This window comes from Marinomonas fungiae, from assembly GCF_001418205.1.
Lineage (GTDB): Bacteria > Pseudomonadota > Gammaproteobacteria > Pseudomonadales > Marinomonadaceae > Marinomonas > Marinomonas fungiae.
Genome location: NZ_LIQF01000002.1, coordinates 324631 through 340821, shown reverse-complemented (window position 1 = coordinate 340821; position 16191 = coordinate 324631). Strand labels below are relative to the sequence as shown.

Here is a 16191-nt window from a genome sequence, read left to right as displayed (position 1 = left end):
GATTACTTCCCTAATGTCTCACACCAAGCTTGGATGTCAGCTAAGTGCGGTTCGACTTCAAACTGTGATAAATCTTCTTGCTGCTCACTTGGCGTAAACGGTAACCAGCGCCCTGCGCTGTTAAGCGTCTGCCAACGCAGAGGCGTCGACGAACGCTTCTTAGGATAAAAACCTATCGTTGGCACATCCAGTGCACCAGCAATATGCAGCGGCCCGGTGGAGCCGGCAATAAATAGATCCGCAACAGAGATAGAGCGCATAAAGTCTTCTACCCCATCGTTCTTATCGTACAGGCTAATACGCTCCACCTGCCCCGTCATAGCATCGACCAACGCCTTGGACACCGCGCTTTCACCTGGGCCAGCTGTAATCACAAAATGGGTTGGAGTTAACTGATCCAAAAAGGCGATCAGTTTGCACCATTGCGCTTGGCTTAGGGTGTTAGAAGAGCCACCCGTGACCGGATGAATAAAACAGGTACGTTCAGCAAAGCTCACACCCAAGGCTTCAGTCAACTTTTCTTTCTGCGCGGCCTTTTGCTCATTGGTAAAAGCCAACAACTGATGTGGCGAGGTAGTTTGAACCTGCCCTTTCAGCACTTCAATCAGGTAATAAGCCAACTCTAGGTTGTATTGAAACTCAGGTTTTTCTGATTTGGATCGACGTTGCTTAAGCGTGTGCGTATAAAGCAATTGCACCCACTTGGTCGCAGGCGCTACACGCACGGGGATACGCGCTTTACGCACCAGCTTGGCATTATAACTATTAGAAAATAGACAGATCGCTGCATCGAATTGCTGTGTCTGTAACAGTTTGGCAAAGCTTTTGATCTGCTCTGGTTTCTGCGGATCAACAATCGCTTCATCAATCCATTCACAAGCGTTAGCGATTTCCAAGGTGTAAGCAGGCACAAGCGCTACCACCTTTGCCTGCGGAAAAGCTTGTTTGATTGCTTTAAAAGCGGGCAAAGCAAGGACAAAATCGCCGATCTTGTCATTACGTACGACTAAAATTTTCATCTGCAGGATCACATTACAAGCATTGATAAGTGTGAATGCACCCTATTCATCAAGGATCACGCACAATGCGGTTATGTCATTATGCAGGGCACACTGTTATAGGGCGATATTTTAAAGCTTATTACCTCTCAAGTAGAGGGGTTGCCAAAAGAAAGCCGCTACAACCGTATGCTTTGAACTAAAAACTGTCAGGCATCCCCACCGAATAGGTCACGGGTAAAGACTTTATCTAACACATCACTGAGATCATCGGTCACGCGATTCGCAATGATCACGTCCGCCTGCTGCTTGAATTGAACTAAATCTTTTTCGACACGAGAATTAAAGAAGCTTTCTTCTATCATTACGGGTTCATAGATAATCACTTCTATGCCTTTGGCCTTGATACGCTTCATCACCCCTTGAATAGCCGAAGCACGGAAATTATCCGAGCCCGCTTTCATCACCAGACGATAAATACCCACCACTTTCGGCCGACGGCGAATAACCTCGTCAGCAATAAAGTCCTTACGCGTACCATTGGCATCGACGATGGCACGAATTAAGTTATTCGGAACCTGATCGTAGTTAGCCAACAACTGTTTGGTGTCTTTAGGCAAACAATAGCCACCATAACCAAACGAAGGATTATTGTAGTGGTTGCCAATACGCGGATCTAAACAAACCCCATCAATAATTTGACGCGTATCCAAACCGTGAGTCGAAGCATAAGAATCCAACTCATTAAAGTAAGCCACACGCATCGCCAAGTAAGTGTTGGCAAATAACTTGATCGCTTCAGCCTCGGTAGATCCTGTCAGAAGCACATCAACATCTTGTTTCTCAGCCCCTTGAGCCAAAAGGTTGGCAAAGGCTTGAGCACGCTCGGACTGCTCCCCAACAATGATACGCGACGGATATAGGTTATCGTACAGCGCTTTACCCTCTCGCAAAAACTCTGGAGAGAAAATAAGGTTTTCGGTACCAAAGCGCTCACAGGCTTCTTTGGTAAAACCCACCGGAATGGTGGACTTGATCACCATAGTGGCACGCGGATTAAATGCAATCACGTCTTGAATCACCGACTCAACATGCTGGGTATTAAAGTAGTTGGTATCAGGATCATAGTCGGTAGGGGTGGCGATGATGATAAACTCCGCTCCCTCATAGGCCTCATTCGGATCTAAAGTGGCACGAAAGTTCAATGTTTCGTTAGCCAAATAGTGTTCAACCTCATGATCCTGAATAGGAGATTTACCTTGATTAAGCATGGCCACTTTTTCGGGCACCACATCCAGCGCCACCACTTCATTGTGTTTCGCTAACAACAAAGCATTCGAGATACCCACGTACCCCGTACCTACTACCGCAATTTTCATTAATGGTCCTTACCTTGTATAACTTTTCTTTTATTGTGCGTCACAAAGATAACAACTCTATGACGAGCTATGCGTTAGCCTCATCTATTTTGCGCAGTATACGTTTCGCCCATTGACTCCAAGAGCCTACGTACACATGCTTGGCTTCCAGCCCCGCATAGTTCATCGCTAAAACATTATGGCACGCTGTCACTCCCGAACCGCAGTAGTAAACAATCGGCTTTTCAATGTCTTGCAGTAGGCTTGTCCACTCTTCCAGCAACAATGATGGCGCTTTCATCAAGCCGTGCTCATTAAGATTTTGCATAAACGGGCGATTAACTGCCCCTGGGATATGGCCAGCGACAGGATCCATGGTTTCATTTTCTCCTTGGAAACGATCTGCCGCTCGGGCGTCCAGCAACTGGAAGCGCTCAGTTTCAAGATTCGCGACCACATCGTCTTCGGACACCAACCAAGGGTAACTAATGGTTAAGCGCTGTTCAGCAACGGTTGCTTGGTTGCATCCCGCCTCAATGGCATATCCTGCCCGCTGCCAAGTAGGAAAGCCACCGTCCAAAACAAAGACTTCAATGCCCTGCTGCACCAGCATCCACCAAGCTCGAGCAGCCATGGCGCCGCCCATATCATCGTACACCACTACTTGTGTCTGACTGTCGATCCCCAGATTCATTAAGGTGTCGGCTAGCTCACTCGGCTCAGGTAATGGATGACGGCCAGTTTGCTCTGTTTCGTCGCCCGCTAACTGATGATGCAGATCGACAAATAGCGCCCCCGGGATATGCCCCAGCTCATATTGCTGACGACCTTTTTGCAAATCCGTTAGGTAAAAACGACTGTCGAGAATCACTAGATCGTTTTGTTCAAGTATTTCATGAAGTTGTGCAGCAGAAATCAACGTTGGCAAAGCCATGAAGGGATCTCCTAAATCAGCAGGTAATGACGAACAATTGACAATAGCCTACTGCGATTCACTCGCTTTTGCTATGATGCACGCGCATTGACTTTAGAAAGCCCAATCTATGAAACGTATCGATCAACTTCTGACTGAAAAACAACTGTGTAAATCTCGCTCACAAGCACAAACTTTTATTAGCCAAGGCAAAGTCTCCGTCCAAGACAAGGGTCAATGGACTGTAGTCGCCAAACCTAGCTTAAAAGTGGCAGACGACATTGAAATCAAACTTGAGCTGGATGAAGACGATCGCTACGTATCGCGTGGCGCGTTAAAATTGGCCGGCGCATTGACTTCGTCTGGATTAAGTCTACAAGGTTTTACGGTACTGGATGTGGGGCAGTCCACCGGCGGTTTTACCGATTGTGCGTTACAACACGGTGCCAGTAAGGTCGTTGGAGTAGAAGTTGGCCATGATCAGCTCGACTCACGTTTACGCGAGCGTGATGAGGTGGTGTGTCTAGAAGGCTTAAACGCACGTCATTTAAGTGCGGAGGATTTAGGCGAGCACCTTCCAGAAGCAGGATTTGATGCTGCTGTCATGGACGTATCTTTTATTTCGCAAACCAAAATCTTGCCGCAACTGCCCTCTTTAATTCGCTCTCAGGGCTATTTAATCACCTTGGTCAAACCTCAGTTTGAGCTAGGTAAAGAAGCCATTGGCAAAGGTGGCATCGTGCGCGATCAACAAAAGGTCAGACAATTAGAATTCGATATGAAGCAGCTGATAGAGCAGCTAGGTTTTGCTGTCATTAGCTATGAAAAAAGCGCCATCAAAGGCGGCGATGGCAACCAAGAATTCGTGCTGTTCGCTCAGCGCCACTGATCAACTATTCGGACAAACGTCTTGCTGCAAAGGAGAGGCTTCCGCAATGGCTACCTCTTCTTTTAATTCCAACTCATGCAAGTATCGACGAGCCATCACAAAGCCGATACAGCCAAAGATTACCGAACCGACTGCCTGTCCGACAATAATCCCGTCCGCGCCCATCAACCAGCCAAACAAGGCAATTAATGGCCAAGTGCCAAGTGTCGCACGGCCAAAGTTGAGCAAGGTGCTACTAAGCGGTCGACCAAGATTATTAAACACAGCAATGGCAATAAATAATAAGCTTTGAAAGAAGAAACTAAACGAGCCGTACGTGGCAAAGAAATGAATCAAACTGGCTGTCTCTTCTGAGGCATTAAAAATTGACACCAAAAAATCTTGCGCCAAATACAGAGCGGTACACAAGAAAAGACAATAGACTAATGCATATATCACTGCGCTAGACATGGCATTGTGCATACGCTGAAACTGACGCGCACCATAGTTTTGCGCCAAAATCGGCCCCACAGCCCCAGACAAAGCAAATAAGCCACCAAACACCACAGGTATAATTCGACCAACGATGGCAATCCCCGCCACCGCGTGATCGCCAAAGTCAGCGGCATACTCCATGACAATGGCATTGGCCAGCGGAGATGACATATTCGTTAACATCGCAGGCACAGCAATCAAGGCAATCGGCTTTAAATCTTTGACACACTCAACAAGATCGAATTGCCCTAACATACGGTGCACTTTCACCACACCATAGTAGCTAACCGCTACCATTGAAAAACGCGCCAACAAGGAGGCAATGGCTGCACCGTGAATACCTAAGCCAAACACAAAAATCAGAATTGGATCGAGCACCGCATTAACCAAGCTACACACTAGGGTTGCATACATCGCCCGACGCGCATCACCTAAGGCTCGCATAATGCCGGAGGCAATCATACCAATCATGACCGCAGGCATGCCCAGTAGCAGGATCTGAAGATACCCCGTCGCCAAATCCAAGGTTCTAAGGTTTGCGCCTAGAAAATAAAGCACTTCCGGAATGTGCGGCCACAAAAACCACACCACTAGGCTAGAAAAGACGATACCAATACCGAGGACATTGGTGGCTCGTCGCTTGGCCAGTTCAATATCCCCTTGCCCCATCGCCCGTGCAACTAAGGCGGTGGCAGAAATGGAGACCGCAATACTGATCGACACCGTAAAAAACATTACCGTACTAGCAAAGCCAACGGCGGCAACAATTTCACGCTCTCCAAGCATCGACAGGAACAGCATATCGACCAAGTCCACCAAGAACATCGCCATCAATCCTAATGCGCCAGTAAACGACATGATTGAGACGTGTTTAAAGGTTGATCCCTTTGTCAATGTTGCCTGTTTCGGCATGCCTATCCTCGAAAAAGAACGAAGCGCTATACGCTGATAATAAAAAAGCCGAACCTTATCAGAGGCTCGGCTTAATTATTATCTCACCTTTTAGCAGGTGGTAGAACGTCAGAATAAGGAGTATTTAGTGAATACCACGGTCAGATTTGGCAAAGACAATTTTTTCTACGTCTGCAAAGCGCTCTGCAAAATGTACTGTCATGTCCGCTTTAACTGACTCAGGCAATTCCTCAAAATCACGACGGTTCGCTTCAGGCAAAATTACTTCATTGATCTTGCTGCGCTTCGCGGCAATGATTTTTTCCCGAATACCACCCACCGGCAGCACCTGGCCTGTCAGCGTTAGCTCACCAGTCATAGCCAATGGGCGCTGTACTGGCTCACCTTTTGCCAACGACATCAATGCCGTCGCCATGGTGATACCCGCGCTAGGCCCATCTTTTGGCGTCGCACCTTCTGGCACGTGTAAGTGGATCATGCACTTATCAAAGAACTCGGCGTTCTTTTGATAGCTTTTAGTGTGGGACAAGACATAAGAGTAAGCAATTTCAGCGGACTCCTTCATGACCTCTCCAAGCTTGCCCGTCAACTTCAGACCACGACTTAACTCATGTACCTTGTTGGCCTCCACCGGCAAGGTCGCTCCCCCCATGGATGTCCAAGCAAGGCCGGTCACAACCCCAACGCCTCGCAGGGTCTTCTCATTGCGGAAGTACGGCATTCCTAGGAAGGTCTCCACATCTTTGACACCAACATTGATGCTGTCTTTCTCACCCGTCATCAGTTGTACTACACATTTACGCAGGATTTTCTGCAATAGCTTGTCGAGACCGCGCACTCCAGCTTCACGTGCATAAGATTCAATGATGTACTTCAGTGCGGCGTCGGTGATGTTCAGCTGCTTCTTCAAAAGCTTATTTTTCTTCAGAAGCTTAGGCCACAGGTGCTGCTTGGCAATCGCCAATTTCTCTTCGGCAATGTAGCCAGACAGACGAATCACATCCATACGGTCTAGCAGCGGCGCAGGAATGGTATCTAACTGGTTGGCAGTACACACAAACAACGCCTTAGATAGATCCACTCGCATGTCTAGGTAATGATCTAAAAATTCCACGTTCTGTTCCGGATCGAGAGCCTCCAACAGTGCAGACGCAGGATCGCCTTGGAAAGAAGAGCCAATTTTGTCGATTTCATCGAGCATGATCACAGGGTTCTCTACTTCTACATCTTTCAATGCCTGCACAAATTTACCAGGTAAAGCACCAATGTAAGTACGACGGTGACCTTTGATCTCGGACTCATCACGCATGCCGCCTAAACTAAAGCGATAGAACTGACGATTTAATGCCTCGGCAATGGATTTACCAATGGAGGTTTTACCCACCCCTGGCGGCCCCACCAATAGCATAATAGAGCCCCCCATTTCTTGACGATGGGCTCCTAATGCGAGGAATTCAACAATGCGATCTTTGACATCGCCAAGCCCAGCGTGATGTTGTTCCAGCACTTCACGAGCCTTGTTGATATCTAGGTTATCTTTGGAATGTACGCCCCAAGGAATGGACGTCGCCCAATCTAGATAATTACGTGTCACGCCATATTCAGGAGAACCGGACTCTAAGATGCTGAGCTTATGCAACTCTTCGTCAATTTTTTTCATGGCCGCTTCCGGCACAGTTTTACCAGCTAGACGCTCTTCAAACATTTCCACATCAGAAGTACGATCATCCTTCGAAATGCCCAACTCTTTTTGAATCACTTTGAGCTGTTCTTTCAAGAAGAACTCACGCTGATGTTTACTAATCTTGTCGTTTACTTCCGCGCTAATCTCTTTCTGCAGACGGGCGATTTCTAACTCTTTTCGCAGTAAGGTCAATGCCGAATTTAAACGAGGAATGATCGGTAAAGTGGCCAACACATCGTAAAGCTCATGCGGGTCAGCAGATGTAATCGAAGCCGCAAAATCGGCTAATAAGCCCGGCTCATTAAAAGAGAAACGACCTAGGTATTGGCGCAAGTCTTCACTGAACAGTGGATTTAAGCGAATCAGCTCTTTGATCGCATCCAGAATCGCAATCGAATAAGCCTTAGACTCATCATCACGCACGGTCGAATCACTGATGTAGCGCACGCGCGCGCGGTAAGGCGCTTCGGTGCTAAGCCATTCAACCACCTCAATACGTTTCAAGCCTTGGGCTAAGAAGGTAATTTTTTCGTCCGTTTTCTCGGCTCGATGAGTTTTCGCCACACAACCAACGTGAGAAAACGTTTCGACTTTCGGCGCACCTGGACCAAGACGCTCTGCATAAATCAAGCCCACCACCGCCTGCGGCTGATCGGCAATGTATTCTAAAGTGTCTTCCCATGGCTCTGCATCCACCATCACTGGCTGAACTTGAGCAGGAAAGAATGGTCGGCTAGACACCGGCAAAATGTAAAGGGTGTCAGGAAGGACATCATCAGGTAAAGCGAGTGCACGCGGGTCACTAATGGACACTTCATCGGTATCAACAACATTATCTTCAGATGGATCTAAATACTTTTCGTCGTCACTCATAGTTTCTATCTCTCTTGGAACCGTTCAAAAAACGGTTAAGGAACAATAAAAACTTATGTAGTGACGTTTGAAAAAATTACAATCCACAAAATGCGGCTGCATCATCTCTCCTTGATATTTGCATTACCCGAGGCTTATTTGAGGTTAGCCTCGTAACGCTAGGAAAGCCCCTGCTCCCGCCATAATGCTACCCGCGCCTTGATTCATGCGTTTCATAGCACGATCTGACTTCATCAAACGACGGGCTTGAGAAGCACTGTAAGAGATCAAGGTCAAACCCAACATTAGCGCCACAAACGCTAGCAATGCCGCAAGCACTATGTCATGACCTTGCAACACCGTAACGTCCATAAAAGTCGGCAAGAAGGCAATATAAAACAGCACAACCTTGGGGTTAGAAGAAGAAATCAGAAAGCCTTGTAACGCGGCTCCCCAACCTTGCTTACGGGTGTTTTCCGTCACTTCTCCAGATTCAATAGAAACCGGTGCGGTCCACATTTTCCAACCAAGGTACAACAAGTAAGCCGCACCAATGTAACGAATGGCGATAAATACCATTTCCCACTGTTGAGCTATCGCCGCTAAGCCAAAGCAGGCCATAACCAAGTACATAATATCGCCACAAGTCATGCCTGCGTACAGTGGCACAGTTTTCATCACTCCATGAGAAATACTTTTGGCAATAATCGCGAACACTCCAGGTCCTGGTGTGATGCCAAAAATAAAGATCGCAATAAAAAAGGTGATGGCACTTTCTAGGGTCATATCAGATATCCTCAATACCGCAGCTTAATAACACCATTCGGGTGACGAACTGTTTAGCTTCGTCAAAATCAGACTCTTCTAACTCATCCTTCTTAAGTAGAATTTTTACCTGCGCATCGAAATCAGCATAGGTCTGAGTCATGGCCCAAATAGTAATAAATAAATGCTCTACCGCAACAGGTTTCATTAAGCCTTGTTCCACCCAGCGATTAATGGTCTGCTTTTCTTTTTGCAGCTCATCAACAAAGAAGCGACGCAAGAATTCCAAAACAAAGGGCTCTTCACCAATCAAAGCCATGGCAAACACTTTCGAAGCATTTGGATTTAAACGCGACTGGTCCAGTTTCTCACTGATGTAGCGTGTTAAATTATAACGCGGGCCGGTTTCAACATTGAATTGGCTCACTGAATCCAGCCATAACTGTAGAATGCTTTCCAGCACAGCTTCGAGCAAATCTTTCTTAGAACGGTAATAATAATGGATATTAGCTTTCGGTAGCCCCGCTTCATCGGCAATCATCTGCGTAGTCGTCTTAGCCAAGCCTTGACGCGCAAACACACGCTCAGCTGTCGTCAAAATCAAGGCCTGATTTTGAGCCCGAATATGACTTTTCAACTGAGTTTTTGTGCGTTTAGGGGATTCTGACACGTTCGCCTCGATAGCAATTATTAAGAATTAAAGACGTGCAAATTATAGGGGGAAATGACAGGAGTTACATTAAAAATGGGGAGCAAAGCTCCCCGTTCCCCTCACAACAGATAGGTGTTAGGCGTACACCTAGTGTGCTGCTGTACCACGTTGGCTCAGTTTACCAATGACTCGACATCATTAAGCAATCTGGTTTTGTCATGCGAACACGACATAAGCTTGAATAGAGATTCAGGTTACACGCTATTATTTTTCTGTGCAAGACAAAACTAACCAATCGTTCAACTTTTTTTTAAGCAGCCACGACAACACGATTTCGACCTTTCTTTTTCGCTTGATACAAGGCTTGGTCAGCACGCTTAATCACTTCACTCGGCGCATCGCTACTATGACCGAGGGCCAACCCCATACTGACAGTGACCGTCACCATTTTCTCTTTACTCTCGGTGGAGACATCTAACTGCTCTAACTGTACCTCTGTGCGAATCTGCTCCAGAACAGCCTGGGCGTCTTCAACGTTCCGCCCCTTGAAAAGCAACGTAAACTCTTCTCCACCATAACGATAGATAGAGGCTCGATTGTCATAACGCTGCATAACCCGCGCAACTTGTTTAAGGGCCTCATCACCTTTAGCATGACCGTAGCTATCGTTAAACTTCTTGAAATGATCTACATCGAGCATCGCAATGGCATAATGTCGTGGCAAAGCCAACATCGCTTCATTCAGCGCTCGGCGACTTGGCAACTGCGTTAACTCATCGCGATAAGCCATACGATGGCTTTCCGCTACCACGAACCAGACCCACACCAGAATTTGCGCGCTACGTACCGCAGACTCTTGATGCACAGTGAAAGACATACACTCAATCAACAATAAGGTTGCCAAACTCACCAATACAGCTGTGGAGAAGCCATCCGCTTTACGCCACCAAGTGATCAAGCTCAAGATTGAGGTCAAAGCGATCATCAACCAGCAGAGAAGCGATGACAGCGATATTTTCAGCAACGGCACAGATATCGCTAAAAAGTTAAAATTGATGACATTTTTCTCATAACTAACACTCCACGCCACCAACATGCCCAAAAACAGAATGCGGTTAAACACAAAACGATTGAAGAAACCGCGCTCTCGCAATAACAGCAACAAGCCCAAACCAATCGCTGCCACCGTAGTAAAACTGCTTGGTAAAGACTCACTTTCCACATATGGATAAAAGGTTGGTAGTAATACCAAGCCACCCGCCAATAGAACTTTACCGCGATTAAAATGCCACGCCATAAATACCATGACGCACGCCAAAACATACGGTAACCATGGTAAAAGATCTAACGCTAATGCAGGCAACACACGTGTGTAGACACTGGCGAATAAACCTGCCAGCAGTATAAAAAGGGGAATAAGCAGGGAGCCTGTTCTTTGAGGCATTCGTTAACCTATCGAACCATTCGATCAAAACAAATCAATATCTTGCCCCGAAAACAGAACATTTTCATTAATAATTAAACAAAACTATCAACAAGAGGTCATCATGGGACTTTTAATAGACGGTAAATGGCACGACCAGTGGTACGACACTGAAGCCACTCAAGGAAAATTCGTACGTTCACAATCACAGTTTCGCAATTGGATAGTGTCTCCAACTGAGTTAGATCCAAACGATGACACCCATTTCCCTGCCGAATCAGGACGCTATCATTTATATGTGTCATTAGCGTGTCCGTGGGCTCATCGCACTCTAATATTTCGCCATTTAAAACAACTGGAACAACATATCAGTGTCAGCTGCGTCCACCCACACATGCTAGAAAACGGTTGGGAATTTAAAGACGAGCCACGCTTTCAAGATAAACATGTCGCCGCTGGCGACCCCCTACATGACTTTCAGTTCGCCCATCAACTGTACACACATGCAAACCCCGATTACTCAGGTCGCGTCACCGTACCCATTCTATGGGATAAACAGAGACATACGATTGTCTCCAATGAATCGGCCGACATCATTCGCATGTTTAATAGCGCCTTCAACCATCTCACCGGAGATCAAGAGGATTACTACCCAGAATCGCTGCGTAGCGAAATCGATACTTTAAATGAACGTATTTACGATACCGTCAATAACGGTGTCTATAAATCCGGCTTTGCGACCACACAAGCCGCTTATGAAGAAGCGCTTCACCCATTATTCGAAACCCTCGAGTTTCTTGAGCAACGACTGGCAAGCAAGCTTTACTTAACTGGCGATCAGATTACAGAAGCGGATTGGCGCTTGTTTACCACTCTCATTCGCTTCGATCCGGTCTATTACGGCCACTTCAAGTGCAATCTAAAACGCATTATGGATTACCCAAATTTGAATGCGTATCTAGAACGTTTATATAAAACCCAAGAGGTGGCAAATACTGTTAACCTCGAACATATCAAGCAACATTACTACTACAGCCACGACACTATAAACCCAACTCGGGTGGTGCCAGTGGGCCCAGCAATCCTTTTTCGCACTGAAATTTAAGGATAAATTTAGGGAAAGTTGAGCACTTTTTGACAATATTCAAACTATCAGCTATCAAATGTTCTGTTTTTTTCAGATAATGCATTGCTCATATATTGAACTTTCAGAGCGAGCATCAGGTTAACCTGCTGCTCGTTTTGTATATAAACGCTCTAATAAAATGATGGTTGAATATGGAACGTAAGTTACTTTGGGTTATCTCGAGTATCGTGATCTTGATTTTATGGTTCAAAATTGAACCCCAGGATACTCAACAAGCTGATTCTAAAATCGGAAGCTCGGAACAAGCTCAAACAAAAGCCAAAATCGCTGAAAAAGAGCCCGTTCAAAGCTCACGTGAATCCTCTATAACGCAGGAAGAAAAGGAATACTTCCAAGGCCATCCTATTGATGGCAGCAAGCCTGATTTTGCAGCCATCACGGACGTGCAGGAACGCAAAGCGGCTTTCTTCGATTACTTGCTTCCATTTGTGACAGAAAAAAACGAGCTTCTGCTTAAAGACCGTAGCCGTATCCAAGCGATTCTAGACAATCCCGAGCCGCCTTCACGAGAAGAGAAAACTTGGATAGGTGCATTACGAAGCCTTCACAAGCTACGTAAGTTAGGGGTTTACACTCATGAAGACATTGCAGTGTTGTTGCGTTACGTAGACATCATCCCTGCATCCTTGGTATTGGCGCAGGCCGCCAACGAATCCGCTTGGGGAACATCACGCTTTGCTTTAGAAGGTAACAACTACTTTGGACAATGGTGTTTCACCAATGGCTGTGGCTTGATACCAAATGCCCGTGGCGAAGACCAAGACCATGAGGTACGCAAATTCTCCGATGCTCGCGAATCAGTATTTGCTTACATTGATAACCTGAACAGCAATTCAGCTTACAAAGAACTACGAAGCATCCGCTCTCAACTTCGCAAGGATGGCGAAAACATCACTGGCCTAGCGTTGGTTCACGGCCTAGAAAATTACTCTCAGCGTGGCCAAGATTATATTGATGAAATCGAAAGTTTGATTGATTACAACGAATTATGGCGTTTCAACGTGCATACCGATGAAGCGACTTATAATAACGAGTAAACAAATGACGAAAACCTAGGGTTTCGCGTATTTCTTTTGCGAACACAGTGTTTTACCGGAAAATTCGCTCCGTATAGGGTGGCGGTGAATCGCCCCCATCCTTTACAATACCGAGCGTTAATATCCAAAATTATAAATCGAGGACATTCCTTTGGCCCGTTTACCTGTTATTGTTGGCTTTGGCGGAATCAATTCGGCTGGACGTACATCCTTTCATCAGGCTTATCGCCGAATCATTTTTGACCTACTTCCCCAGAGCATTCAGCAAGAGGTCCTTCTCGACCTTGCCACCATCACAAACATTGCTGAATACCAAAACGGCGCTTGGCTAACTCACGACGGTGAGGCTTTGGATGCTGACACGCTGATCGACACCTTCGGGGAAGAAATTTTAGCACGCACGTTAATTCGTCGTATTCACCCAAGCTTATTCGATGTCGACAATGTTGTTGTTCACAAAAGTTCAGCTTTAACGTCTGTTGCTGAAGGTGAAAAGCTAAGCTTTAGTGTTAAAACACGCTCCCTTCCGGACAATATTCCTGCCAACTGGCAAGTAAAAGAGCTGTCAAAAACGCACAGTGAAATTACGGTAGATGGCACCCTTGAAGCATTTATCAAGGACTCAAAACCCCTGACAGTGAAAGCTGCAGGGCAGCTACCAACAGGATTTGACCCTTCAAAACTTTACCAAAGTCGTAACCATCCTCGTGGTCTACAGATGACCGTATACGGTGCGTCTGATGCCATTCTAAGCAGTGGTTTGGATTGGGACAAAGTGCGCAACCTTGTGGCACCAGACCAAGTTGCTGTATACGCCGCAAACTCCATCGGTCAGATGGACGACCTCGGCTTTGGCGGCATGCTGAAATCCGCACTAATGGGCAAACGTACCACGTCCAAGCATCTACCGCTTGGCTACGCACAAATGCCTGCAGATTTCGTTAACGCCTACATTTTAGGCTCAGTCGGCAATGTTGGCACCTCTATTGGTGCATGTGCGACTTACTTCTTTAACCTTGAGCGCGCTGTTGAACAGATCAAATCTGGTAAAGTCCGCATTGCCATGGTGGGTGGCAGTGACGCACCGATCACACCGGAAATCATCGAAGGCTTCCGTACCATGGGAGCATTGGCTGAAGACTCTGCTCTGTTGGCACTGGATCAACTAGAAAATCAGAAAGAGCCAGACCATACCCGTAGTTGCCGACCTTTCGCGCAAAACTGTGGTTTCACTATCGGTGAGTCCAGCCAATGGACACTACTAATGGATGATGAATTAGCCCTAGAAGTGGGCGCGACTATCCATGGTGCCATTCCTGCAGTATATGCTTATGCTGATGGCTATAAAAAGTCTATCTCCGCACCTGGTGTAGGTAACTACCTCACTATGAGCAAGGCGATGGCGTATTTGAAGAACATCATTGGTTTAGATGGCCTACAAGATCGTACTTTCATTCAAGCGCACGGCACAAGCACACCACAAAACCGTGTGACGGAATCTCACGTATTGAGCCAGGCTGCCACCAGCTTTGGTGCAACAGCGATACCAGTGACGGCAATGAAAGCTTATTTGGGGCACTCCCAAGGCACCGCAGGTGGCGACCAACTTCATCTGTCTTTAGGCGTATGGGAACATGGCGTATTGCCGGGCATTGTGACCTCATCCGCAGTGGCTGATGACGTCTATACTGACGGTCTTAAAATTCAGCTGAAGCATGAGGAATACGGTGCAGATCATTTTGACGCCGCCCTTCTGAACTCAAAAGGTTTCGGCGGCAACAACGCAACGGCCATTCTACTGTCACCTAAGAAATCGCTGGCAATGCTGAAAAAGCGCTATTCTGCTGAACAGTTCACAGCTTACCAAGAGAAGAACGCTGCCATTAAGGAAGCTGCTGAGGCCTATAATCAGGCAATGATCCGTGGTGAAATAGAGCCGATCTACCGCTTTGGCTACAACGTTCTAGGTGGCGAAGAGCTGGATATCAGCGATACTAAGATCAACCTACCGGGCTACCAATTACCAGTGGATCTAAATGTCAAAAATGACTTTGATGATCTAGTTTAATATCAAGCAACAATCCCCAGCTACGCTGGGGATTGTAGTTTTTGAACTAAGAAATCAATCAACAAACGCACCTTTTTTGGCTGCAACTTTCGCTCTGCATAAACCGCATAGAATTGCCCTGTAAAGGTTTCGTACTCGTCAAACAACGACAGCAGCTCACCACTTTCTAGGTATCGCTCTACCAAAAAGTCTGGTTGCATAATAATCCCTGAGCCCGCCACTGCTAAGCGCGTCAGTGCCCCACCGTTATTGCCCAACAAAGGCCCCTTTACGTTCACCTCAAATTCTTCTTCGGCAGATTTAAAGCTCCATTTACCAGCGTAAGGCGCATTGGTATACACCAGGCAATCGTGTTGCTTTAAGTCTCGAGGGTGGCTAGGTATACCTTTGCGAGCCAGATATTTTGGTGAGGCACAAACGTAACCTCGCATACTGCACAGCGGTCGCGCAATAAAGTGATCTCCCCCCAAGTCTCCACCGCGTACCGCTAAATCGATCCCTGATTCAGTCAAATCCACACGCTTATCACTAAAATCCACCTCCAAGGTTATCTCTGGATACAACTCAGAGAACTCCGATAGAATCGGCACCATATGCGTTAAGCCAAAATCCATTGGCACACTCAAACGTAGACGGCCTTTCGGTTGATGGGTTAAATCACCAAGTTCACCTTCCGCCTCTTCAATCGCCTCAAGAATATTCACACAATGCTGATAGTAGAGCTTACCTGCGTGAGTGACACTAATATTGCGCGTATTACGATGTAGCAGCTTAGCGCCAAGATCCTCTTCTAGGGCATTGATGTAGCGCGTGACCATCGGTCGTGAAATATCCAATGATTCACTGGCTAGCTTAAAGCTTTCTGCTTCATAGACTCGACAGAACACCTTCATTGCTTGCAGCTTATCCATACAACTTACCTTTATCAAAAAAGTTCCACACAAATTATTCAGTATTACGAAATAGTGAATTGTATTTACGAGTGATTATGTATTCTTAGAACAAGATTATACTAGGGC

The 16191-nt window shown here is 46.5% G+C and carries 13 protein-coding genes; 4 read left to right on the top strand and 9 right to left on the bottom strand.

All coding sequences use genetic code 11. The features are described 5' to 3' along the window. Positions 1 to 2: 2 nt before the first annotated feature. The 3 genes from ASC49_RS04045 to ASC49_RS04035 form a co-directional block, all read right to left on the bottom strand. Positions 3 to 1019, bottom strand: coding sequence for a glycosyltransferase family 9 protein (locus tag ASC49_RS04045; protein WP_055461937.1), 1017 nt, complete (start codon positions 1017 to 1019; stop codon positions 3 to 5). 188 nt (positions 1020 to 1207) lie between these two features. Beyond that, positions 1208 to 2377 carry a nucleotide sugar dehydrogenase gene (locus ASC49_RS04040; protein ID WP_055461936.1) on the bottom strand — a complete coding sequence of 390 codons (1170 nt, stop codon included), beginning with the start codon at positions 2375 to 2377 and terminating at the stop codon, positions 1208 to 1210. Between the two features lie 67 nt (positions 2378 to 2444). Then, positions 2445 to 3290, bottom strand: a complete 846-nt coding sequence (locus tag ASC49_RS04035) for a sulfurtransferase (RefSeq protein ID WP_055461935.1) — start codon at positions 3288 to 3290, stop codon at positions 2445 to 2447. Positions 3291 to 3399: 109 nt separating this feature from the next. On the opposite strand from ASC49_RS04035, the gene ASC49_RS04030 reads away from it, so the two are divergent. After that, positions 3400 to 4158, top strand: coding sequence for a TlyA family RNA methyltransferase (locus tag ASC49_RS04030; protein WP_055461934.1), 759 nt, complete (start codon positions 3400 to 3402; stop codon positions 4156 to 4158). Here the strand turns inward: ASC49_RS04030 and ASC49_RS04025 are convergent, their stop codons facing one another. The 5 genes from ASC49_RS04025 to ASC49_RS04005 form a co-directional block, all read right to left on the bottom strand. After that, the gene (locus ASC49_RS04025) at positions 4159 to 5544 is read right to left on the bottom strand and encodes an MATE family efflux transporter (protein WP_055461933.1); all 1386 of its coding nucleotides are present in this window, start codon (positions 5542 to 5544) and stop codon (positions 4159 to 4161) included. A 124-nt stretch (positions 5545 to 5668) separates the two neighbouring features. After that, positions 5669 to 8101 (bottom strand): endopeptidase La, encoded by a 2433-nt coding sequence (gene lon, locus ASC49_RS04020; protein WP_055461932.1) that lies wholly within the window; start codon positions 8099 to 8101, stop codon positions 5669 to 5671. Between the two features lie 144 nt (positions 8102 to 8245). Beyond that, the gene (locus ASC49_RS04015; protein WP_055461931.1) at positions 8246 to 8866 is read right to left on the bottom strand and encodes a LysE family translocator; all 621 of its coding nucleotides are present in this window, start codon (positions 8864 to 8866) and stop codon (positions 8246 to 8248) included. A gap of 1 nt (position 8867) precedes the next feature. Next, positions 8868 to 9515 carry a TetR/AcrR family transcriptional regulator gene (locus tag ASC49_RS04010; protein ID WP_072242035.1) on the bottom strand — a complete coding sequence of 216 codons (648 nt, stop codon included), beginning with the start codon at positions 9513 to 9515 and terminating at the stop codon, positions 8868 to 8870. Positions 9516 to 9807: 292 nt separating this feature from the next. After that, positions 9808 to 10941, bottom strand: a complete 1134-nt coding sequence (locus ASC49_RS04005) for a GGDEF domain-containing protein (protein ID WP_055461929.1) — start codon at positions 10939 to 10941, stop codon at positions 9808 to 9810. Between the two features lie 103 nt (positions 10942 to 11044). Between ASC49_RS04005 and ASC49_RS04000 the strand changes: the two genes are divergently transcribed. The 3 genes from ASC49_RS04000 (at position 11045) to ASC49_RS03990 (ending at position 15172) form a co-directional block, all read left to right on the top strand. Further along, positions 11045 to 12025, top strand: a complete 981-nt coding sequence (locus ASC49_RS04000; RefSeq protein ID WP_055461928.1) for a glutathione S-transferase family protein — start codon at positions 11045 to 11047, stop codon at positions 12023 to 12025. Positions 12026 to 12198: 173 nt separating this feature from the next. Continuing rightward, positions 12199 to 13104 carry a glucosaminidase domain-containing protein gene (locus tag ASC49_RS03995; RefSeq protein WP_055461927.1) on the top strand — a complete coding sequence of 302 codons (906 nt, stop codon included), beginning with the start codon at positions 12199 to 12201 and terminating at the stop codon, positions 13102 to 13104. Positions 13105 to 13255: 151 nt separating this feature from the next. Beyond that, a complete protein-coding gene (locus tag ASC49_RS03990) occupies positions 13256 to 15172 on the top strand; it encodes a beta-ketoacyl synthase (RefSeq protein ID WP_055461926.1) in 1917 nt (638 codons plus the stop codon). A gap of 20 nt (positions 15173 to 15192) precedes the next feature. On the opposite strand, the gene ASC49_RS03985 is transcribed toward ASC49_RS03990, so the two are convergent. Then, positions 15193 to 16083, bottom strand: coding sequence for a LysR family transcriptional regulator (locus ASC49_RS03985; RefSeq protein ID WP_055461925.1), 891 nt, complete (start codon positions 16081 to 16083; stop codon positions 15193 to 15195). Between the last annotated feature and the right edge of the window lie 108 nt (positions 16084 to 16191).

Coding starts and splice junctions, on each gene's coding strand:
- ASC49_RS04045 (WP_055461937.1), bottom strand. CDS start 1,019: ATGAAAATTTTAGTCGTACGTAATGACAAGATCGGCGATTTTGTCCTT.
- ASC49_RS04040 (WP_055461936.1), bottom strand. CDS start 2,377: ATGAAAATTGCGGTAGTAGGTACGGGGTACGTGGGTATCTCGAATGCT.
- ASC49_RS04035 (WP_055461935.1), bottom strand. CDS start 3,290: ATGGCTTTGCCAACGTTGATTTCTGCTGCACAACTTCATGAAATACTT.
- ASC49_RS04030 (WP_055461934.1), top strand. CDS start 3,400: ATGAAACGTATCGATCAACTTCTGACTGAAAAACAACTGTGTAAATCT.
- ASC49_RS04025 (WP_055461933.1), bottom strand. CDS start 5,544: ATGCCGAAACAGGCAACATTGACAAAGGGATCAACCTTTAAACACGTC.
- lon (WP_055461932.1), bottom strand. CDS start 8,101: ATGAGTGACGACGAAAAGTATTTAGATCCATCTGAAGATAATGTTGTT.
- ASC49_RS04015 (WP_055461931.1), bottom strand. CDS start 8,866: ATGACCCTAGAAAGTGCCATCACCTTTTTTATTGCGATCTTTATTTTT.
- ASC49_RS04005 (WP_055461929.1), bottom strand. CDS start 10,941: ATGCCTCAAAGAACAGGCTCCCTGCTTATTCCCCTTTTTATACTGCTG.
- ASC49_RS04000 (WP_055461928.1), top strand. CDS start 11,045: ATGGGACTTTTAATAGACGGTAAATGGCACGACCAGTGGTACGACACT.
- ASC49_RS03995 (WP_055461927.1), top strand. CDS start 12,199: ATGGAACGTAAGTTACTTTGGGTTATCTCGAGTATCGTGATCTTGATT.
- ASC49_RS03985 (WP_055461925.1), bottom strand. CDS start 16,083: ATGGATAAGCTGCAAGCAATGAAGGTGTTCTGTCGAGTCTATGAAGCA.